Origin of the sequence: Pedobacter zeaxanthinifaciens (assembly GCF_003313335.1) — a bacterium.
Taxonomy (GTDB): Bacteria; Bacteroidota; Bacteroidia; order Sphingobacteriales; family Sphingobacteriaceae; genus Pedobacter; species Pedobacter zeaxanthinifaciens.
Genome location: NZ_QMHP01000010.1, coordinates 46,676 through 64,896, shown reverse-complemented (window position 1 = coordinate 64,896; position 18,221 = coordinate 46,676). Strand labels below are relative to the sequence as shown.

General features: G+C 40.5%; 28 protein-coding genes. 19 read left to right on the top strand and 9 right to left on the bottom strand.

The window, feature by feature from the left end:
- Nucleotides 1-383: 383 nt before the first annotated feature.
- The gene (locus DUT68_RS14815; RefSeq protein WP_113638997.1) at nt 384-1,277 is read right to left on the bottom strand and encodes a S24 family peptidase; all 894 of its coding nucleotides are present in this window, start codon (nt 1,275-1,277) and stop codon (nt 384-386) included.
- A 97-nt stretch (nt 1,278-1,374) separates the two neighbouring features.
- Between DUT68_RS14815 and DUT68_RS14810 the strand changes: the two genes are divergently transcribed.
- The 18 genes from DUT68_RS14810 (at nt 1,375) to DUT68_RS14725 (ending at nt 11,263) form a co-directional block, all read left to right on the top strand.
- Nucleotides 1,375-1,608 carry a hypothetical protein gene (locus tag DUT68_RS14810; RefSeq protein ID WP_157960880.1) on the top strand — a complete coding sequence of 78 codons (234 nt, stop codon included), beginning with the start codon at nt 1,375-1,377 and terminating at the stop codon, nt 1,606-1,608.
- Nucleotides 1,605-3,623: a hypothetical protein gene (locus DUT68_RS14805; RefSeq protein WP_113638995.1), complete on the top strand. Its 2,019-nt coding sequence runs from the start codon at nt 1,605-1,607 to the stop codon at nt 3,621-3,623. The genes DUT68_RS14810 and DUT68_RS14805 overlap by 4 nt, the downstream gene beginning before the upstream one ends.
- Before the next feature lie 52 nt (nt 3,624-3,675).
- The gene (locus DUT68_RS14800; protein WP_157960879.1) at nt 3,676-4,518 is read left to right on the top strand and encodes an AAA family ATPase; all 843 of its coding nucleotides are present in this window, start codon (nt 3,676-3,678) and stop codon (nt 4,516-4,518) included.
- Between the two features lie 2 nt (nt 4,519-4,520).
- Nucleotides 4,521-4,718: a hypothetical protein gene (locus DUT68_RS14795; protein WP_113638993.1), complete on the top strand. Its 198-nt coding sequence runs from the start codon at nt 4,521-4,523 to the stop codon at nt 4,716-4,718.
- 6 nt (nt 4,719-4,724) lie between these two features.
- Nucleotides 4,725-5,111, top strand: a complete 387-nt coding sequence (locus tag DUT68_RS14790) for a hypothetical protein (protein WP_113638992.1) — start codon at nt 4,725-4,727, stop codon at nt 5,109-5,111.
- A complete protein-coding gene (locus DUT68_RS14785; protein WP_113638991.1) occupies nt 5,089-5,409 on the top strand; it encodes a hypothetical protein in 321 nt (106 codons plus the stop codon). The genes DUT68_RS14790 and DUT68_RS14785 overlap by 23 nt, the downstream gene beginning before the upstream one ends.
- Nucleotides 5,360-5,686: a hypothetical protein gene (locus DUT68_RS14780; protein WP_198659606.1), complete on the top strand. Its 327-nt coding sequence runs from the start codon at nt 5,360-5,362 to the stop codon at nt 5,684-5,686. Before DUT68_RS14785 ends, DUT68_RS14780 begins: the two co-directional genes overlap by 50 nt.
- A 2-nt stretch (nt 5,687-5,688) precedes the next feature.
- The gene (locus DUT68_RS14775) at nt 5,689-6,330 is read left to right on the top strand and encodes a DUF3164 family protein (protein ID WP_113638989.1); all 642 of its coding nucleotides are present in this window, start codon (nt 5,689-5,691) and stop codon (nt 6,328-6,330) included.
- 50 nt (nt 6,331-6,380) lie between these two features.
- Complete coding sequence (locus DUT68_RS14770; protein WP_113638988.1) at nt 6,381-6,728, top strand: DUF4406 domain-containing protein; 348 nt, start codon at nt 6,381-6,383, stop codon at nt 6,726-6,728.
- 18 nt (nt 6,729-6,746) lie between these two features.
- A complete protein-coding gene (locus DUT68_RS14765) occupies nt 6,747-7,325 on the top strand; it encodes a 3'-5' exonuclease (protein ID WP_113638987.1) in 579 nt (192 codons plus the stop codon).
- Between the two features lie 14 nt (nt 7,326-7,339).
- Nucleotides 7,340-8,089 carry an AAA family ATPase gene (locus DUT68_RS14760; protein WP_113638986.1) on the top strand — a complete coding sequence of 250 codons (750 nt, stop codon included), beginning with the start codon at nt 7,340-7,342 and terminating at the stop codon, nt 8,087-8,089.
- Between the two features lie 108 nt (nt 8,090-8,197).
- Nucleotides 8,198-8,626: a hypothetical protein gene (locus DUT68_RS14755; protein WP_157960878.1), complete on the top strand. Its 429-nt coding sequence runs from the start codon at nt 8,198-8,200 to the stop codon at nt 8,624-8,626.
- 154 nt (nt 8,627-8,780) lie between these two features.
- The gene (locus DUT68_RS14750; protein WP_113638984.1) at nt 8,781-8,966 is read left to right on the top strand and encodes a hypothetical protein; all 186 of its coding nucleotides are present in this window, start codon (nt 8,781-8,783) and stop codon (nt 8,964-8,966) included.
- 27 nt (nt 8,967-8,993) lie between these two features.
- The gene (locus DUT68_RS14745; RefSeq protein WP_113638983.1) at nt 8,994-9,272 is read left to right on the top strand and encodes a hypothetical protein; all 279 of its coding nucleotides are present in this window, start codon (nt 8,994-8,996) and stop codon (nt 9,270-9,272) included.
- Nucleotides 9,273-9,325: 53 nt separating this feature from the next.
- Entirely contained in the window at nt 9,326-9,940 is a 615-nt protein-coding gene (locus DUT68_RS14740; protein WP_113638982.1) for a hypothetical protein, read from the top strand.
- Nucleotide 9,941: 1 nt separating this feature from the next.
- Nucleotides 9,942-10,322 carry a hypothetical protein gene (locus tag DUT68_RS14735; RefSeq protein ID WP_113638981.1) on the top strand — a complete coding sequence of 127 codons (381 nt, stop codon included), beginning with the start codon at nt 9,942-9,944 and terminating at the stop codon, nt 10,320-10,322.
- Nucleotides 10,310-10,723, top strand: coding sequence for a hypothetical protein (locus DUT68_RS14730; protein WP_113638980.1), 414 nt, complete (start codon nt 10,310-10,312; stop codon nt 10,721-10,723). Before DUT68_RS14735 ends, DUT68_RS14730 begins: the two co-directional genes overlap by 13 nt.
- A 9-nt stretch (nt 10,724-10,732) precedes the next feature.
- Nucleotides 10,733-11,263 carry a hypothetical protein gene (locus DUT68_RS14725; RefSeq protein ID WP_113638979.1) on the top strand — a complete coding sequence of 177 codons (531 nt, stop codon included), beginning with the start codon at nt 10,733-10,735 and terminating at the stop codon, nt 11,261-11,263.
- A gap of 52 nt (nt 11,264-11,315) precedes the next feature.
- Here DUT68_RS14725 and DUT68_RS14720 read toward each other — a convergent pair whose 3' ends face one another.
- Entirely contained in the window at nt 11,316-11,525 is a 210-nt protein-coding gene (locus DUT68_RS14720) for a hypothetical protein (protein ID WP_113638978.1), read from the bottom strand.
- 59 nt (nt 11,526-11,584) lie between these two features.
- On the opposite strand from DUT68_RS14720, the gene DUT68_RS14715 reads away from it, so the two are divergent.
- Nucleotides 11,585-11,926, top strand: coding sequence for a hypothetical protein (locus DUT68_RS14715; RefSeq protein WP_157960876.1), 342 nt, complete (start codon nt 11,585-11,587; stop codon nt 11,924-11,926).
- 37 nt (nt 11,927-11,963) lie between these two features.
- Here the strand turns inward: DUT68_RS14715 and DUT68_RS14710 are convergent, their stop codons facing one another.
- From DUT68_RS14710 to DUT68_RS14680, 7 genes are all read right to left on the bottom strand, one after another.
- Complete coding sequence (locus tag DUT68_RS14710; RefSeq protein WP_113638976.1) at nt 11,964-12,467, bottom strand: hypothetical protein; 504 nt, start codon at nt 12,465-12,467, stop codon at nt 11,964-11,966.
- The gene (locus tag DUT68_RS18475) at nt 12,464-13,009 is read right to left on the bottom strand and encodes a hypothetical protein (protein ID WP_198659605.1); all 546 of its coding nucleotides are present in this window, start codon (nt 13,007-13,009) and stop codon (nt 12,464-12,466) included. The genes DUT68_RS14710 and DUT68_RS18475 overlap by 4 nt, the downstream gene beginning before the upstream one ends.
- Before the next feature lie 75 nt (nt 13,010-13,084).
- On the bottom strand, nt 13,085-14,134 hold the full coding sequence (locus DUT68_RS14700) for a phage minor head protein (RefSeq protein ID WP_113638975.1): 1,050 nt from the start codon (nt 14,132-14,134) through the stop codon (nt 13,085-13,087).
- A gap of 221 nt (nt 14,135-14,355) precedes the next feature.
- Nucleotides 14,356-15,687, bottom strand: a complete 1,332-nt coding sequence (locus DUT68_RS14695; RefSeq protein ID WP_113638974.1) for a phage portal protein family protein — start codon at nt 15,685-15,687, stop codon at nt 14,356-14,358.
- A 2-nt stretch (nt 15,688-15,689) separates the two neighbouring features.
- Nucleotides 15,690-16,169, bottom strand: coding sequence for a hypothetical protein (locus DUT68_RS14690; protein WP_113638973.1), 480 nt, complete (start codon nt 16,167-16,169; stop codon nt 15,690-15,692).
- A gap of 3 nt (nt 16,170-16,172) precedes the next feature.
- Complete coding sequence (locus tag DUT68_RS14685) at nt 16,173-17,690, bottom strand: hypothetical protein (protein ID WP_113638972.1); 1,518 nt, start codon at nt 17,688-17,690, stop codon at nt 16,173-16,175.
- 1 nt (nt 17,691) lies between these two features.
- Complete coding sequence (locus DUT68_RS14680) at nt 17,692-18,165, bottom strand: transcriptional regulator (RefSeq protein ID WP_113638971.1); 474 nt, start codon at nt 18,163-18,165, stop codon at nt 17,692-17,694.
- Nucleotides 18,166-18,221: the final 56 nt, after the last annotated feature.

Here is an 18,221-nt window from a genome sequence, read left to right as displayed (position 1 = left end):
TGAGGCTCTTTAGCGCAAAATGAGCCGTTTCACTTCTCCATTTTGCTTGTTGTTGCAAGTCCTTCGCAAATGCTACGCCACAATCGTCTTGCGCTTCACGATGCCAAAAGGCCGTTTAGCGTACTTAGGAAAGGCATTGCTTGATTGTAAGTTCGTTTGTCGGCTACTCTTTTTAATTCCTTTCACATCTAATTCTTTTTCTTTCTTAGCGATCTAACGGGGGTAAAACGAAGTGACCCATTTTGATTTATAAAAAAGTGCGAAATTTGTGCAAAGAAGCCGCTTTTACAAACGAGCGAGAAAAACCATTTGTACATATTAGTTCCGTTTTGCTTCCATCAACTTGTTTGATTACTTCCATTTTTATGCGGGCATTTGCAGAATTAAACGCCCAATCTTCTTTTAATCTCTTCCAAATCCGCTTCAAATGTATTTAAACGGTGGTAAACCTCACTTGGCGACCTAAAGTTTGCATTAAGGTGCATACGTGCGTACCATATCTCTTGAATGTCCTCGGGGTCGATTAAAAGGTTTTTATATTGGTTCCTAGAATTGAAAGCGTCTGATTTAGCAACGATGTAACCGTACTTGCTAACTGCGTTTAACAGCCTTTTAATAACAATTCCGTGGCTTTTAGTAACTAAAATGTGTACTCTATCCTCTCTAATATCGGCTAAGCTCTCTACCCAGCTCCCAATAACTATTTCTTTATTCTCAAGTGTTGGCTCCATACTTTCGCCGTCAACTTCAAAAGCTCGGTAGGTACCCGCCTTTAATTGCGGCAAATAGAACGTTGGAAGCGTTTTAACGTATTCAACGTCGCCGAAACCATTAAGATAACCAGCTCTAGCCTTTTGATTTACTAATACAATATTCTCTCTATTGCTGCTATCGACAGTTACAACGTTAGGAACGCCAAAATTGAGGCTCGGGCTTGCGGTCGGGCTTGCGTTTGCACTTGCAATTTGTGGTTTTAGCCCTTGGGCTGTGTGTAAATTTTCTTTTGTTTCGTTAACAATTGCGTGGCCAGCCTCGGGGGCTAAATATTCTTTTTGGTTTGTATTTTCCATTTGACCAACGCCACTAATAAGCCAATTGAGGTTTAAAGTTTCAAACGCACGAGACAAATCTTCGATAATTTCAAAGGATGGTTTAGCGTCGGGGCTACGTTGTAAACGATAAAGCTTTTCCGCAGAGCTATATCCTAAATATTTGGCTAAATGATTTAGGTTTTTAAACCCCTTATAATTAAGCCATTGTAATATGCGTTGATACATTTTTGTAAAAATATTCTTGTGTGTTTGTAAATTTTATACGTTTTCGTTTGTATAATTCTTTTTCGTTTGTATGTTTGTGTTCTCAAACGTACACATTATGCAAGATAATCAAAAAAACGAAAATCCATTTGTCTTGAAAAGGTCAAGGCTAAGCTCGGCACAATTGGCCGAGGTAGTGGGTGTTTCTGAAAGCTTGGTTAAAAAGGTTCGTACTGGCGACCGAGGTTTAAAGAAAACGGTAGCAAGCGAGGCGGTTAAAACTGCCGACCATCTACTTTATGAGGGCGAAAATGCGCTAATCGAAGCGGTTAAAAAAATGGTTAGATTATGAGATTTAACCAAAATAATGCCCTTTGTTTAGAGTACAATGAGTTTGCTCAAATTGTACCTAAAGGAACCTACGACAGTTTAAAAGCTAGAGGTAGCATTAAAGTACATGGCCGTGGCGGCTATGGTGCTGGTGTTCTTATTGAGTACGATACCTTACCAAAAAGGTATCAAGATGAAGTTAAAAAGGTGTTTGGCGACCCATACCAATACATCACAACCCAACCAATTAAAGCCCTTTTAATTGAAGACTTGAAAGCCGAGCAATTTTACAGAGATTACACTCTTCCCAATGGCTTAAAGTTACCCGACCAAGATTTTGACGTAAAAGGTAAGCCCGTTACTAACTACGTTAAAGAGTACGCTATTGCAGCATCTTGGTTAAACAACATCATCAACTTAACCGAGAACAAAAAAGCGCTTAAAGATCAGCTTAATATTTCGGTAGCTGTTTTTTGGGAACGCATAATGATGATTTTAAAATCTGACGGTGTTAGATTACCAGCCAGCGAGCGCCGACTTAAAGACGCTATTAAGCGTTACAAAAGTAACGGCTACGAGGCATTGATTGAAACTTTTCGCTTTGGCAATACCAATAGCCGCAAGGTGAACAGCGAAACCGCCGAGGCTCTTCTTTTGGAATTGCTGGCACATGACCACCAACACGACTATACAAGAGTTGCAAATGCTTATAACGAGTGGGCAACCGCTAATAATCACGAGCAAATCACGGATAGAGCCGTTAGTTATTGGGCTGCTAAGTACAAGCATTTAATTACTGAAAAAAGAGAGGGCAAAGCCAAAAACTACAACCGTTTTAACAAGCAAATTTTAAGAAGTAGACCAAGTGCGCCGCTTCTACTTATCAACTCTGACGATAACGTTTTAGACTTGTACTTTGTAGAAGAAAAGGTAAATAAAAAAACGGGCTACGTTCAAAAAAATTACTATTACCGCCCTGTTATGTACGTGGTAATGGATGCCTATAACGATTATATTTTAGGTTATGCCATTGGTGAAACGGTAACAATTGAGCTTGTTAAAGAAGCTTATCGAAATGCCGAAAATCATGTTAAACAACTGTTAAATGGCTATTATTTGCCGCACCAAATCCAAACCGACCGTTGGGGTTTAAGCAAAGGCGGCGAGCTTGAGCAATTTTACCAAAGTATGGCGACTTATACGCCCGCAACTGCTAAAGTAGCGCAAGGTAAATACATCGAAAGAGCATTTGGCGTAAACTGGCACCAAACTTTAAAAAGCTTCATCAACTACGCAGGTCAAAACATTACCGCAAAGGAAAGATTAAGCCCCGAAGCGATTGAGCGTAACCGTTCCAATTTTCCATCAAAGGAAAAAGCGCCCGAGCAAATTGCTTTATTCATCGAAATGTTGCGCAAACTTCCCAACCAAAAAACGGGGGTTAGCCGTCAAGAAGAGTGGTTAAACAGCATCAACGAAAAATCAAAGGCTAGGGCTATAAGCGCCGAAAAGCACTTGCAAATTTTTGGGGTATTGCACAAACCACGCAACGGCGGCAAAAATAGGCTTTTACCTGCTGGCTTGGAGCTGATGGATAGACGCTTTGTTTACGACATTCCCGCTTTCTATTTTCCCGAGCATGTTAACAAAGCGGTAAACGTGATTTACGACCCTTACGATATGAGCCAAGTGCTTGTTACCGACGGTAAGGGATTGCGTTTTGTTGCCCACGAATACGAGCGTTCGCCAAGCTGCATTGCCGACCACACCAAAGAAACCCGCCAACTATGGCACCAACGCATTGAAGAAAAGAAAATCATTGCAGCGGTACCAGCCAAAGAAGCCGAGAAAAGAAGAACCCTACTAGAGCGAGCCGCTATTGATGCAGAAAGCTTATTGCAGGGAAGCGTATTGATTAAACAAATACGCCATACCGCAGAAAAAGCAATTACAGGCGCAATAGAAAGCTTTGACCAATCACAACTAACAGAACCAACTAAAACTAACAAAAAAGCTGCGTACGGTAGCAAATGGTAAAACAAAGGGCATTAGAACCGACATTCTAACACCCTCTTAAATGTTAAACACAATGAATAACGAAGCAAAAGAACAAATCAGAGAGCAACTACGCAAGTATGTAGCAAAGTTTGACAGCCAAAACAAAGCGGCTTTAAGCTTAAAAAACGTAAGTGTTGCAACGGTTAGCAACATTATCAACGGTAAATGGGAAAAGATAAGCGACGAAATTTTTATTTCAGTAAAAAAGCAAATCAGCGAACCAACGGCAGGTTGGAACATTGTTGAAACTGACAATTTAACCGAGTTGAACAGGATTTACACGCATGCCGCCGCTTATTCAGATTGCTTTATCGTTATGGCACCACCAGCGGCAGGGAAAACAGCAACCGCCGAATATTTCAGAAGTCAAAATAACGACGTGTTTCTAGTAAAGTGCAACGAGTTTTGGAACCGCAAAACCTTTTTAATTGAAACCTTAAAAGCAATGGGTATCAATGGCGGCGGCGCTACAGCTCCCGAGCTGGTGCAAGACATTGTCCGCAAAGTAAACAGCTGCAAAAATCCCGTAATCATATTTGACGAGTTCGACAAAGTGAACGACCAAATATTTTGCTCTGTAATAACAATCTATAATAACATAGAAAATAAATGCGGCATAGTGGCGCAAGCAACTGACCATTTGGAACGCCGCTTAACCCGTGGCTTACGCCTTAACAAAAAGGGTTACGCAGAGGTTTACAGCCGATTAGGTGCAAATATGGTATTTCTTGAAGAGGCTACCAATAGCGATATGGTTGCCATCATTAAAGCCAATGGCATAGAGAACGAAGAGGCTGTTTACGAGATTTTAAACGACGCAAAAAGCGACCTACGCCGAGTTAAAAAGCTAATCCAAATCCACAAACATAACTAAGTATGACAGCTAAAGACTTAAAAGGAGGCGAGATTTTCAAGTTTGAAAACAGCTCGTTGGTGTGGATGGTATTAACACCCCGCCACAATTATTTAATTGCTTATCGTGTCCACAACAACACGATAACATTTAAACAAAAAGTTATCAGCCAAAACACCCTCAATAAAAAAGTAACTGTAATTGACCACCTAACCTACTAACCAAATATGAAAGCCAAACTAACACAAATTGAAGAGCTGCAAGCAGAAATGGCAATTTATAAAGCCCTGCTTTGTGCTAATTACAGGCTGCAAGAATGCGTTTACGATGCTTTGTTTAAACAAGCTGGTATTGCTTTCGCCGAGTGTAACGCACAATGCCACGATACCGTTAAAAAGCTGTTAAATACAGCGATGTATTGGAATTGGTTTAAAATCAAATGGCATCAATTTAACGTAGCGTTTTACACCAACCACGCCCCTAATATTAGCGACAACTTTAACGACTACTTACGCCATCACACGGCGTATTTGGAGGCAAAGGAAACCGAAGAAAGCTTTAATTCTAAACTCGCTGCAATGCTAAAATACTATGAGAATAGAATGCGTACTTGAGCGTGTCTGCGAAGCCTTGGGCGCCAATTATCACGAGGTGGTAAGCGATACACAAAAGGCCAAAGCTTTGGAGGCTGCATTTATAGCAACCAAAATTCTATTCGATAGAGATTACCCGCCAAAAGAGATACAAGAACTATTTAAGCGCTCACGCTCAAACTTGTATTACCGAGTGGAAATATGCAACGATAGAATAAGGCTTGAGCCAAACTTTAAACACCTATTTAACACCGCTAAACAACAAACTGATGAACTATTTAATGAGATTAAGCAGACAGCAAACGGAGCATCTGTTTAGAACCCTCGAAGCAATTTTAAAAGAATACCAAACTACCGATTTAACCGATTTGCTATTGCTCGAAATGCTAAAGCGTATTTATCTGAAACTACGCCAAAAGCTTGAGCAACGCCCGCAAGCAAAGTACACCATTACACTTGCAACATTTGAAGCTCGGGGCTTTTGTATTTGGTTCAAAGATTATCCAACGAGTACCGACACCTATTTAAACACCCTTATCAATCAGCAAATCGGCGAGATTGAAAGATTATCAAGTATAAACTTTATCAAATTATAATTATGGATTTAAGAGAATTAACCACCGAGCAATTAGAAAAGGCTTTACAAGAGCGTAAAAAATCTGAAAAAGCGAAAGAAACGGCAGCTAAAAAGAGATACGAGAAAAACCGAGATAATACCATTGAGCAAATGTTTGAAGAGGCATTGGAAGTTTCTCGGGCTATTGGTAGGCTAAAAAACAAAATGAACGTAATAATGGATAGCCAAAAGCAAGAGCTTGAGAGTTACGGCAAAATTAGAAGCAATAGCAAAGGCGGATTTTCAATTGTGCATAGCAATGGCGAGTTACAAATTGCCCGCCGCCGTGATACAACGCCAGTTTGGGACGAAAGAGCCACTAAAGCAGTTGAGCTACTGCAAGAATTTTTAAGCGATACAGTAAAAAAACAAGCGGCTAAATATTACCCTATTCTAATGGGCTTTTTAACCCGTAACAAAAAAGGCGATTTGGAATACGCAAAAGTTATGGAGCTGTTAACCTACGAAAAGGATTTTGACGACCCACGTTGGGTTGAGGGTTTACGATTGATTAAAGAGAGCTACGCCCAAAGCTTTAAAGCTTACACCTATGAGTTTAAGCGAAAAAATAAAGCTGGCAAGTGGCAATTTGTAAACCTTAATTTTTCAAATTACGACGTATAAGTTAAGCCAGCTAGTCGGCTGGTTATTGTCTCACCAAAACATAATTTTCAATGAAAAATCAAGTATTAGCGAAGCTGCTAAAAATTGCGGCTTCGTTTGCCGAAAGCGAAAAACCTATTGCCTACATCAGCGGCAAAGTAACGGGCTTAGAACCGAAAGACGTAGCGGTTAAATTTCACGAAGCCTCATTGGTTGCCATACAAGACGGCTACCAAGTTTTTAACCCAACCGAGCATATAGCGCCCGACGAAGATTGGACGGAAGCTATGAAGCTCTGTTTAGCAGTGCTGCCACTTTGCCAAACTTTCTATCAAATACACGATTGGAAAGATAGCAACGGCGCCGTTGCCGAACACATACAAGCCAAATTGTTAGCGCTTGAAATAGTACAACTTTAAACCACAAACTAAACTTTTATGAAACATTTAATGGTAGATATAGAGACGCTAGGCACAACGGGGCGCTCGGTAATTTTAAGTATTGCAGCGGTTCAATTTGATATTGAAAGCGGGCAAGTTGGCGACAACTTTAAAATGAATGTTGACGTTCGCAGTTGCACCGACGTAGGCTTGCACTTTGACCCCGATTGTTTGGTATGGTGGGTAAAACAAGACGAGAAAGCCAAAGCCTCGGTATTTGAAAGCCCAAGCCCTTTAAAAGACGTACTTTATGAGTTTGCCGCCTTTGTTAAAAGTATGGGCGACGACGTAGAAATATGGAGCAACGGTAAATACTTCGACATGGCGCTTGTTAGGGATGCTTACGCAGCTATAAACGAAGCTAGGCCGTGGCATTATTGGAATGAGAGAGATATGCGCACACTCATGCGCTACGTGCCAACCCTTAAACAAGAGGTGCCGTTTACAGGGATTAAGCACGACCCTATAGACGATTGCATCTATCAAATAAAGCTCGTTGTTGCCATACATCGAAGAGTATTAAAAAACATTGAGCTATTAGACAAGAAATACACCCAAGAACAAACCACCAACTAAACCAATTTTTATTTATGAAGACACTAGGTGTAAAACAGTTTCAGCAAATGGCTTTTAAACTGTTAAAGCAACCCGACGGAGCGTTTAAGCAGCATCTTGGATTAATACCCAAAAACTTCATATCAATAGTTTACGGACGTAGCGGAAACGGTAAGACGGAGTATTGTATTCAAATGGCTAAATACTTGGCGCAATTTGGCAAGGTGCTTTGGCTAAGTTATGAGCAAGGCCACGGGGTGGATTTGCAAAACGCTATTAACAGAAACAAAATGCACGAGGTTAGCGGCAACTTTTTAGTTGCCGACCCAACCGAAGATTTGAAGCAAGGTGTTTCTTTTTTAGAAGATTTAGACGAAACGCTAAAGAAACGCAATAGCCCCGATTTCGTTTTTATTGATAGTATTGACTACACCCGTTTTAAATGGGAAGATTACGAGTATTTAAAACGCAAATACGGAAAAAAGAAAGGCTTAATCTTTATTAGCCACATACAAGGCAAAGAACCCAAAAGCACCATTGGCCAGCAAATTAAATACGACGGCCATATTGGTACGGTGGTTAAAGATTATATCGCCTATCACGACAAAAACCGCTTTAGCTCTTTTGAGCCTTATGTAATTTATGAAGAGCGAGCAAGGCTTTTAAACCCGCTGTTTTTCGCTCCTAAAATAGCCGACGAACCCAAAAAGACAGCTAAAAAGGCGGGGGTAAAGGCTAAGAAAATTGCAAAAGAATTGCTCCAAGACGAGGGGGTAAGTGCATAAAATAAAGCCAAAAACTACTAAAAATGGGGTTTTAGATGCTTTGAAGCTGCTTTTTAAGCTAATAAAATGCACATAGCCCCTATTGTTAAACACAAATTATTGCAAAACATGAAAAAATATATGCTTACATCGGTACTGTTTACGGGTACTGTAATGTTTGTTTACAATGCCGAGGGCTGGTTGGTTGGCCTTGATAACTCGGCAGAATTTAGCGACGCTCAACACAATTGGTTGCTTAATAAGTTGCCCAAAAGGTTAGAAGAAATAGAGCCGTGGAGCGCCCAAATTAAAGGCGCCCTTAAAGAAATACCAATGGATTTAAGCTTTGATGTTTTTTGGGATGCGTACGGTAGAAAGGTAAACCGCATACGTACCGAGCCACTTTACAAGAAATTAAGCGACACGGACAAGGCAAGAGCTATAATGCAGATTAAGCCTTATTTCACTTATTGCCGAGCCAATAACAGAGGCATTGCCGACCCCGAGAAATATATTAGAAATGCTTACTACGAAACTGATTGGAGGAGGGAACGATAATGAAAACTTATGAAATAGATTATAGTGGAACGGGAGCATTTTCTTTTATAAAAGCTACAACAACCATCTCCGAAGAAAGTATTACTAAGGCAAAAGAATACTTCAAGAAATTTTATCCAACTGCAAAAATTGTCAAAATAAGAGAGATTAAATAATGCAAAAGCAATTAAAAGAGTTGAGAGCTGGCGATAGATTTCATAAAGCCTCTGATAAAAATAGAAAAGTTTACCAAGTAGCCGAGAACCCAACGGGCGGTTTAGTTAAGGTAAAACAAGACCACAAGAAAGTTTCGGACTATATGCAAGCTAAAACGTTGGTGGTTTATTTGAGAACGGTTTAATTATATCAACTATTAAAATAAAAAAAGATGAAAAAACGATTTGTAATTTCTAACACGCCTGTAAAGTATCCATTTCAAAGCACCATACTTTATACATTTTTATTGCACCACTTTCAAGTTAGCGGTATATGGTGGGGGATATTTATAACGCTTTATTCTATTTATTGGATAGCGGCAATTGCTTTAAAATGGAAAGAAGAAAGCATTGACCTAAATTCTGATGATGAATTAGATAAAGAAAAAGCTTTGACTAAAAGCAAGTTTGCTCAAAGGTTGCATAAACTAATGACTGAGCGTAACCATTAATTTAAAAAGCTAAAAAGCCGATATTTTAAAATATCGGCTAAATATCCGATAAAATGCAAAACACAGATTTAAAAAATAAACTAGCCAAAATTTACGAATTAGTAAAAAGAGGCTCAACGGCTGGCGAACAAGCGGCGGCTAAAAACCAACTTGATAAGTTGATTGAAAAATACAATTTGCAGGGAATAGACCTTGAAAATCTAAATGTTAACGAATACCGATTTAAGTATAAAACGGAGCTAGATGTTTGGCTTTTGGGTCGAATTGTTCTTGTATTTACTGACGGTAAAGCTTGGGATAACGCTGTAAAAGATGTTTGGAAAGTTAGAGAGGTTGAGCTTCATCTTACCTATTTAGATTGGGTTACTATTGAAACCGCTTACCAATATTTCAAAAAGCACATGGCGGAACAATGGAAAATTGTTTGTGCTGGCGAAATAAGAAGGAAGCGAAAAGCTTCGACCCGTAAAAAGCGATTACAAGAGTTAAAAGAGCCTTTCTTTTCTCGTTACGTAGTTGCTAGCAAGCTGTATAAAGATGGCGAGCTTAAGCCTGTTACGTATTCAGATATGACCGACAAAGAATATAAAGACAGGCTTTTAATGGAAGATATAGAGGGCGGCAGTTACAAACGCCAAGTTACAAACGGACTTTATTTAGAGGTGTAAGATGAAAAAACTAACAAAATCCCAAGTTGAAACAATTGAAGCTTGGCTAAATAAATGGGAACAATTGAAAGGTTCCGTAGTTCCTTTGAGGTTTCGTGAGCAATTCGGAACTAAGCCAAAAGTATTTTCTGTGTTTTCTAAAGTTACGCTTTCTAATGGTATTGAAGCGGAGGTTTTAAGAATTGACGGTAGCGTAATGAGAAAAGCAACAGAGCGATGTAATGGTAATAATAGTGTTTTGTTTTTTGCGATTATGGAATATACTGTAAGAGTAAACGGAAAGCTTTTAGGGCGCCGAGGTGTGGACGATTTAGCCGTTTCAGATATAGCCACTATAACAGAAATTGTAAGCGCCCAAATGATGAACCCATGCAGCCAATAACCAAACCCCAAATACAGGCTATTAAAGCCACTTGCAGCCGCAAGAAAATAGAGAGCGCCGATATGGCGCTTTCTTACTCTAACAATCGCACCAACCACGTAAGCGAGTTAACCAAAGATGAAGCCAAGCAACTTTTAACGGCTTTAATAGGCGAAAAGGAAAGTTTTAACGCCAAACAAATAATGGTGCGTAAAATCTTATCAATGGCACACGAAATGCGCTGGGAGTTAGACGAACAAAGGCACAACAAATCAAACAAAATTGATATGGAGCGAGTTAACAATTGGATGAACAAATACAGCTATTTGCACAAGCCATTAGACCGCTATAAAGCCGACGAGTTGCCCGCTTTGGTAACGCAGTTTAGCAAGTATCACGAAAGTATTATAAAAAGTATTTAACTTTAGATTATGAAACAAGTATTATTCATTCTTTTAACCGCACTTACCTTTAGTGCCTACGCTCAAGAATGGAGCGCAACCGACCAAAAAGTATATGGCAACCAAACCGAATATAAAGCGCAAATGGAGCTTGCCAAGAAAAGCAAACACCGTAATTTATATCGTTTAGTGGGCTTTACTCCTTACTATGCAAATGGTTTAAGCTTATGGATGCAAGACCGTGGGTTTACGTCTCAAAGCTTAGAAGCTCCCGCAAATCAAGAGGTTTATTTGTTTGCTAAAAATTACGTTGGCAGCGTTAAGCCTACCGACGTTAAACTAGTGTTAAACTTGCAAAATAGCCGTGTGGCTAACGCTAAAATTTACGGTTCGTTTTCTGACCTTGCGCAACTGTTTTTATACTACTGGCCTACTAGCGCCGATTATGCAGACAGTAGCAAATTAAAGCAAGGCACCATTGCTCAAAAGCAAGTGGTTGACGAGATAGTAAGGTTTAATTATTCGCAAAAAGAGCCTTTTATTGAGGTGTTAAAAATATAAGATAGCATTTTTGAAGCAAGAAGCCCGCTAACATTAGCGGGCTTCTTTGTTTTTAATCCAAATCTCCAAGTTGTTCCGAACGACCTAGAAAGTGCATAGTGTCGCTATCGTCAAAAGATATTAAAGCATTAAAGCATTCCTTATTATCTTTCTGACTAATGTTAAAAGAAACCAATTTGAAAGTTGAAATGGTGCTGTAAGCATCTAAGGCAATTTGAAGTTTTAGCCTGTCTTTTGATTGTAAGATTTTGTGTCTAGTCATATTTCGTTAATTTTTACGCAAGTTAATATATTCTTGTCCTAAAACTAAATTTTAGCGTGTTGAAGCGATTAGAGATATTTGTATCAATGCGTGGCCAATATAGCTTATATACATCTTTATTTCCGTCCTCTGTCAAAGCCAATCCCAACAATAAAGGCCGCAGAAACGTATTGATGTATAGCAGGGATGAAAAACTATGTTATAGATACTATTTCCACGCAGAAATTAAGCGCACCCGATACGACGATTGTTTGCTTGCGCTAGAAAATGAATTCGATTTAACGGCTGGTGTGGTAATGCAAAGGCTTGAGCAAAACACCGCCCTTTTAAAAGATATAATTAGCCGAAAGCCGACGGTTAAAGAGTTGGCGGCTAAGTTTCCGTACTTTGTGTTTAGTTAGTTTTAGGTTTGTTTAAGGGGTGTTTAACACCCCTTTTTCATTCTGTTGTAATTTCGGCATCAATCCCCGTTTCGGGAGCTGTATAAACAGGCATTGCCGTATTGTCGGCGTAAGTGAAAGTATATCGCATTGTCCTTACCCTTAAATTATCGTTTCGCTTTTCCTTATCTGCCTTAACTCTTGACAGCGTACTAAAGTACTGCGATTGAAAGCCGTGTAAGGCTTTATTAACTGCATGCTCAAGGTTGTAATACTCTAAAGCTAATTCGATAACAGGTTGCGGCGTTAATGCGTTGGTTTGCGAATATGACGGCAAGCCCAAACGGATAATCAACACGCATTCGCCCAGCTGTGAAAACTCGCCGTTGTTGCTAAACGTACCGTCGTCAATATCAATCAAAACGCATGGAAAATCAACGTTTGGTCGGTTCTCGTAAAACTCTAATTGGCCGTAGTCGCCATCTATCCATTTAAGTGCTGGCACTTCTGTTTTTAGCCGATTTTGAACCGTTAAAAAGATGTTTGCTAAAATGCTGTTCATTGTCTTAAAATTATGTTGATTTCTCGGTTAAGCTCTCTAATGATACTATTGTTTAGTGTTTGGCTTTCGTGGCCAGCATAAGGCGCAAATTGCCTTTGTACGATATGCACTCGGCGGGTGTGTGCCTTTACTTGGTTGCTGCCTACTTTATTGGTTACGGTGCGCACTTTTCGGGTGCCGTTACGGTTAAAATCTGTTAAGCTAAACACTTGAGATTTGCCGTATTTATTACGGGTATGCGCCTTTACTTGTACGGTACCTGTAAAGCCCTCGTTGTGCGCTTTGGCGTATGGCACGTTATTGTAAAACCTAACGCCGCCGCCCGTAGCATATTGATAATTCCAACTTCTACGCAAAGCGCCAGTTTTAACCAAGATAGTGCCCTTGCGTTCAATGCCTCGCCACTTTTTAAAGCTGCTATCTTGCCAGCCTTGCGCCCTAAAGTTGCCATCAACAAAACGCAAAGTTTTATTGATAATCATACCTTGCGCCCTGTCTGTTAAATAGGTGCTTAATTGCCTTTGTATGTTTCTATTAAACATTTTTACTATCTTTGTATAAAGAAAGCCGCTAACAGCTTTAAAATAGCTTATTTGTAAGTTATTGTTTAAAGAAGGTTAGCGGTTTTCGTTTTTATATAGGAGTACCCCTTGTCTACTCTTTCTCAGGCCCTCAACGTTAATCCTATTACCCGTCTTAGTCTGAAATAGAGAGAAAGCTCTCAAATCGTTGGCGCCTACAATCATCGGATAATCGTCGAAATATTTAATGTATCGGTGTTCGATTACATTGTTGCTGTTTCTTATGCTCCAAATCTCGTCGGGCTGTTGTACCACTTTAACCAAATTGTGTATGTAGCTCCAACGGTTGTCTTTATTGTCTTCAAATACATGCACTTTAAAGTTGTAGTCAAATTTGATATTGACGCCATTAAATCCCAAGACCTCAAACCCGCCTTTTTTATCGCCGCCCGCTGCATTAGTCCACCATTGGTGCGCATCGTCCAAGTTGTCGAAATGTTCGGCGTCGGGCAAGTGGCTTAGATCGTAAATTTGTTTTACGCTTCGCATGCCATAATTGCGCTCGGCCTGTAACTCCGATTTTTTGCTTAGGTAGCTATAATACGGATGCTCTTCGTCGTAAACCACCATTTTTTTACCAACGTTGCCCTTGAAATATGGTTTTGTTTCCAATTCGTCGGCATAGGTTTTAACTAAGCTTCTATCAGTAGGAGTTGCGCCGCTTGGTGCTGGTATCATGTTACATCGGCAACCGTGGTCTTTAGGCGGGTAGATTTTGTCTAAAAGCGGGTCGTTGGTTTTAATAATGAGCTTATCTAAAACGGCGTGGCTTGGTCTAACTCTATCGTCGCCAACGGTGCTATATTCCAGCATGGCAAATTGTTTAAGCCCTTGCCACTTGTCCGCCATTTGTACGGCGGCAATAGCGTCGTTACGCTCAACGTTTAAATGGTGTACGTTTAAAATTGGGTCAATATCCGCAACCTTAGATTTGAATTGCTCCCAGCTTCTCAACTCGCCGTTTTCGTCTAACAAAAGCTTATTGTAAGTTTTTAAGGTTGCCAAGCTCTTAGCGCCCGAAAACTGATAAATGTTTTGCTGAAAGTAGGCTTTTAACGTATTACGATAATCGGTTGTTGGGTACATTGCCGTACCTATTACCTTAGTGAGCGCCGTTGATAAAACCGCACTAATGTAATTGTAGTAATTATAATCTATTTCGTTAGCGCCAATTTTACCGTCGTAAATACGTTTTAAAAGGTCTTCTAATATCTTATCGTAATTACTATCATTAGCCGCTAAAGTAATGGCATGAGTGCAACAACCGTCGTAAAGGTTTAGTAAATCATGCCCCGATATTTCGGGGCTTATGCGAAAAAACTTTTAATCCTATCCCATAGCTTTAGGTCTTCGTCGTCTGTGAAGAAATGGAGCTTTTGTTTGTTTTTCTTGTCCGAAGCTGGGGGGGTATCTGCGTTTTTGTTTTCTTGCATTTGCTCTAAAGTTGCCTTTTTAGCCTCTGTAAGCTCGTTTTTTAACTTTTCGTAGTCTTCGGGCTTTTCTATTTCAAAATTTTCATAAAAAAAGTCGTCGCTTACGGGAATGCTCAATTCCTTAACCATTGTTTTAGCTATCTCGAAACGCTCTTTTTTGGTAAGGTGGTTTTTGCTTTTCAGTACAAACGTGCCGCCTTTGGTATTAAAGCCAGCAGCTTGTAAAATTGGGATAAAACAAGAGTTTAACGTACGGCGTACAAAATTAATGTCGGTTTCCTTTTTGTCGTCGTCTTGCTCTTTGTGGGTTTCGCTTTGCGCATAACCCGAGCTTTTGCTTGCTTCCGTGGTTTCGGTACTACCTAATAAGGCTTTAGATATTTCCTTATTCATTGTATCGTGGAAACTGCCTTGCAATTGACCGTTGGCACTACCTGTATTGTTTTTAATATCAAGGTTGGTTCCCTCGGGTCTGATAATTACGCCGCCGCCACCCATTTGCTTTATGGCTTCTGATAACTTGTTGCGCTGGTCTTCGTCGAAACCGTCCCAAGTAGCGTCTACAATTCCACGCCCGAATATTTCGATAAATTCCGCCCAATCTGAAACGTTGCCACGCTTTAAAATGGCATACATAGCCGCTGAAAGGAAAAGCCCCAAGTCGGTAGCGTCGCCAGCTTCCAAAACTGTTTTGGCGTAAATACCCTCTCGAATATCGGTACCCGTTTCGTCGTACTCGTTATTAGCAACATGGCCTATTTCGGGACGCATGTGCTTACGAGGTACCAAGTAGCTTTTTACTTCCTTTTGCCCGTTGGCATTTTCAAAGAAAGTACATTCTACCATTGAGTAACCCCATGCTTTACTATCAATGATGTGCTTTAACAGCTTTTCAAAGCCTATGCAGTCGATTAGCTCGTTAACTTCGTCAACTGTATTGCCCTCTTTGTCGGTAAACGTCCAATCAGCTAAAGTAATAGCATCAACACGTTTGCCCCACACACTAATAATGTGAGCGTCGGTTGTGCTTATGTCGTGGTAAAGGTCATACAATAAACTACGACGTGGGTGTCTTGCCTCGGCTGATTTGGTAGCATTTCGCCATTTTCCTAAGTCGGCGCTTTCCCTGTTAAACGGTCGCACCTCAATGGTGTTAACAATGAGCTTTTGCTCTTTTTCTCTTTTGATGTTCGCTTGCTTTTTCATTGTTAAAAATGGTTTTGACGTTTAGTGCTTGAAATAACATGAAATTGACCCGTTGCGCCTTGCGGTTGCTCGGCCAGTGGCCAGCCGTTAGGCGCTACTTTGCCCGCTTGTATTTTTTGGAGTTCGCTAATAGCGTCCTCATAGCGGGAACGGCTAAGGGCTAAATCAATGTTGGGGTTAACTAGATTTATGAAGTGCCATTTAGTAACGTCCTTAACCCAAGTTCTTAAACTTGCGTAAGGGTCTAAAATAATTGAAAGCTCTTCGTCAATCTCTTCGTCGTCCTCGTCGGTTACATCTGTATAAACGGGCGGCGGTGTCGCCAATATCTCATTAATTTTATAGCGTGATAGATACCCGCTTACTTGTGTAATGGCGGCTTCAATTGCCATTTTTAGTTTGCTTTGGTCGTTACGAGATATTGCATTGATAATCTCGGGAAACACGTGTGTTTCAAATTCTTTTTTTGTAATAAATGCCATAGCTTAAAATCTTTTGCTTCCGTTTCTTTGTGTACTTATGGCTTGTACTGATGCCATATTATTAATTAGCATGTGGTTGATACGCCAAACACCACCCTCGACGGCGTCGGGCGCATCGTCGTGCGCTCGGCTGTTGGGGCTGATTAGTAAAAATTGCTCTTCCGCTGTTTTCATGTACGGATTATCTTTTTCTTGCTCGTTAAACCAAAGCCTTGGCGGGATGCCTTTTTCGTTTCGGTTTAATGGCTCAAGCGTTTGCTCTATACGGTCGTATTTGAAAGGCTTTTTGCGGTCGTCTGGTCTTGGGTTAATTATGATCCCGTGACGTTTGTTTGCTGCTGCTAGTTCAAGCTTAAACATTTCGTCAATCCACGGCCATTCAATCCAATATTCAACGGGTACCCTGCCACCAACCCAACGGTGTATTTCATAGTTCCACTCTAACATTTCGCTAACGGAAACTTTGCCGCAAAACATTCTTAATACGTGGTATTCGTCTTTGTACTTTCCTAGCAAAGCAGTTGCTTTAGTGTCGCCACTTTTCTTGTAACTCGGGTCGGTATATGCTAAGAGTTTTTTGTATTCCCTAAGCGGCTGCATGCGCTTATAGTTTAACTCTTTAAATACCTTGCCCTCAGTTAAAGGATTATTGAAATACTCTTTTTGAGCTGATGCGTGGCTAATTTTTGAAAGCACACGGTCAATCATTTCCTCGGTGTTTTTCGTAGGCCAAGAGCTTACCCCGTTTTTATCCCGAATATTGATAATGTCGTAGGCGTCGGCTTTCTCTATAGCCTTTTTGATACAGCAATGTTCGGCAATGATGTTGCCGCAAAAAATAATCAACATAGGGTTTGAAATGGAACGGGTAGCGTACACCGCTTGCTCGAACCAATCCCATTTCTTTTTGATGGTGTCGGGGTTTCGGCACTCTTCGTCGGTGTCGTAGTCGTCCATTAGCACCACATCGGGACGCACCTCTTCATTACGGGCGCCACGGGGTGTTTGGCCAGCGCCAACCGCCAAAAAGCTACAGCCCGCCTTAATTGTAAATTCGCCCTCCGTCCAAGAACCAAGTGTTTGTTGTACGCCATAATCGTTAATTATACGCTGGTTACTTTCAAAGTTGATTTTGTAAGGCTTTAATAAACGTATTGCGGCTGTTTCGCTGTTGGATATGAACAAAACAGAACGCTTTTTTTTGGTAAGCGCCAGCTTTATAATTTCCATCATGGTGCGGGCTGATTTGGCAAGCTCACGGCTCCAAGCCCGAACCTCGTACCACTCGGGATTGTTCATTACCCGCTTTGAGCTTCGGGTATGAAATAGCATAGGTTTTGACGAATAGTAGTTTGGAAAGTAGTAAGCGAACCACTCTTCGTCGTTGCTCTCAAGTCTGCTAATACGTGCCAGTCGTTCAATGTCGCTCTCGTTAAGGTCAATAACGGTACTACGTTCTAAGCCTCTTTTGTAGTCGTCCCAATACTTTACGGCGCTGTTAATTTCTGCTTTTGTTGCCATACTATAAAAGGGATTTAATAAAAGCGTCAACTATTTTGGCGAGGTCTTTTGCTTGCTCCAAGTTTCCTTTGCGCACAAAGTCTAAAAGCAAGGTTAAGGCGTGGATAATCTCGGGTATAGAAGCCTTTGTTTCCATATCCTTAATATCTTTTATCAGCTTTCGACGAACGTCGCCAAGCTTGCTATCGGCAAATCGAATACCCTCGGGCTTTAGTCTAATGGATGCGTTTAATTCCGCCAGCTCGTCCATGAGGTGTAAGAGTTGCTCTTGACGCGTTAATACGACGTTTTTCTTTAGCTTTTCCCATTCACCGTCAACTATCCATTTCCCTATTGTTTTTTCGCTAACGCCCACACGGTCGGCAAGCTCTTTTTGAGTGCCGATGCCATCCTTTACATACAAAATTTTTGCATGTTCTTTTTTGCGTTCCATTTCGGCTTTTGAAGCCCTTTCTTTTGCCTGTTCTTTTGCCATAACTGACCAAAAATGCACACTATATATAGGGGTAAAAAATTGGGTTTTTATATCTA

Bases quoted from the DNA above. Each gene is read 5' to 3' on its own strand.
- DUT68_RS14815 (WP_113638997.1), bottom strand. From the start codon at position 1,277: ATGTATCAACGCATATTACAATGGCTTAATTATAAGGGGTTTAAAAAC.
- DUT68_RS14810 (WP_157960880.1), top strand. From the start codon at position 1,375: ATGCAAGATAATCAAAAAAACGAAAATCCATTTGTCTTGAAAAGGTCA.
- DUT68_RS14805 (WP_113638995.1), top strand. From the start codon at position 1,605: ATGAGATTTAACCAAAATAATGCCCTTTGTTTAGAGTACAATGAGTTT.
- DUT68_RS14800 (WP_157960879.1), top strand. From the start codon at position 3,676: ATGAATAACGAAGCAAAAGAACAAATCAGAGAGCAACTACGCAAGTAT.
- DUT68_RS14795 (WP_113638993.1), top strand. From the start codon at position 4,521: ATGACAGCTAAAGACTTAAAAGGAGGCGAGATTTTCAAGTTTGAAAAC.
- DUT68_RS14790 (WP_113638992.1), top strand. From the start codon at position 4,725: ATGAAAGCCAAACTAACACAAATTGAAGAGCTGCAAGCAGAAATGGCA.
- DUT68_RS14785 (WP_113638991.1), top strand. From the start codon at position 5,089: ATGAGAATAGAATGCGTACTTGAGCGTGTCTGCGAAGCCTTGGGCGCC.
- DUT68_RS14780 (WP_198659606.1), top strand. From the start codon at position 5,360: ATGAACTATTTAATGAGATTAAGCAGACAGCAAACGGAGCATCTGTTT.
- DUT68_RS14775 (WP_113638989.1), top strand. From the start codon at position 5,689: ATGGATTTAAGAGAATTAACCACCGAGCAATTAGAAAAGGCTTTACAA.
- DUT68_RS14770 (WP_113638988.1), top strand. From the start codon at position 6,381: ATGAAAAATCAAGTATTAGCGAAGCTGCTAAAAATTGCGGCTTCGTTT.
- DUT68_RS14765 (WP_113638987.1), top strand. From the start codon at position 6,747: ATGAAACATTTAATGGTAGATATAGAGACGCTAGGCACAACGGGGCGC.
- DUT68_RS14760 (WP_113638986.1), top strand. From the start codon at position 7,340: ATGAAGACACTAGGTGTAAAACAGTTTCAGCAAATGGCTTTTAAACTG.
- DUT68_RS14755 (WP_157960878.1), top strand. From the start codon at position 8,198: ATGAAAAAATATATGCTTACATCGGTACTGTTTACGGGTACTGTAATG.
- DUT68_RS14750 (WP_113638984.1), top strand. From the start codon at position 8,781: ATGCAAAAGCAATTAAAAGAGTTGAGAGCTGGCGATAGATTTCATAAA.
- DUT68_RS14745 (WP_113638983.1), top strand. From the start codon at position 8,994: ATGAAAAAACGATTTGTAATTTCTAACACGCCTGTAAAGTATCCATTT.
- DUT68_RS14740 (WP_113638982.1), top strand. From the start codon at position 9,326: ATGCAAAACACAGATTTAAAAAATAAACTAGCCAAAATTTACGAATTA.
- DUT68_RS14735 (WP_113638981.1), top strand. From the start codon at position 9,942: ATGAAAAAACTAACAAAATCCCAAGTTGAAACAATTGAAGCTTGGCTA.
- DUT68_RS14730 (WP_113638980.1), top strand. From the start codon at position 10,310: ATGCAGCCAATAACCAAACCCCAAATACAGGCTATTAAAGCCACTTGC.
- DUT68_RS14725 (WP_113638979.1), top strand. From the start codon at position 10,733: ATGAAACAAGTATTATTCATTCTTTTAACCGCACTTACCTTTAGTGCC.
- DUT68_RS14720 (WP_113638978.1), bottom strand. From the start codon at position 11,525: ATGACTAGACACAAAATCTTACAATCAAAAGACAGGCTAAAACTTCAA.
- DUT68_RS14710 (WP_113638976.1), bottom strand. From the start codon at position 12,467: ATGAACAGCATTTTAGCAAACATCTTTTTAACGGTTCAAAATCGGCTA.
- DUT68_RS18475 (WP_198659605.1), bottom strand. From the start codon at position 13,009: ATGTTTAATAGAAACATACAAAGGCAATTAAGCACCTATTTAACAGAC.
- DUT68_RS14700 (WP_113638975.1), bottom strand. From the start codon at position 14,134: ATGTACCCAACAACCGATTATCGTAATACGTTAAAAGCCTACTTTCAG.
- DUT68_RS14695 (WP_113638974.1), bottom strand. From the start codon at position 15,687: ATGAAAAAGCAAGCGAACATCAAAAGAGAAAAAGAGCAAAAGCTCATT.
- DUT68_RS14690 (WP_113638973.1), bottom strand. From the start codon at position 16,169: ATGGCATTTATTACAAAAAAAGAATTTGAAACACACGTGTTTCCCGAG.
- DUT68_RS14685 (WP_113638972.1), bottom strand. From the start codon at position 17,690: ATGGCAACAAAAGCAGAAATTAACAGCGCCGTAAAGTATTGGGACGAC.
- DUT68_RS14680 (WP_113638971.1), bottom strand. From the start codon at position 18,165: ATGGCAAAAGAACAGGCAAAAGAAAGGGCTTCAAAAGCCGAAATGGAA.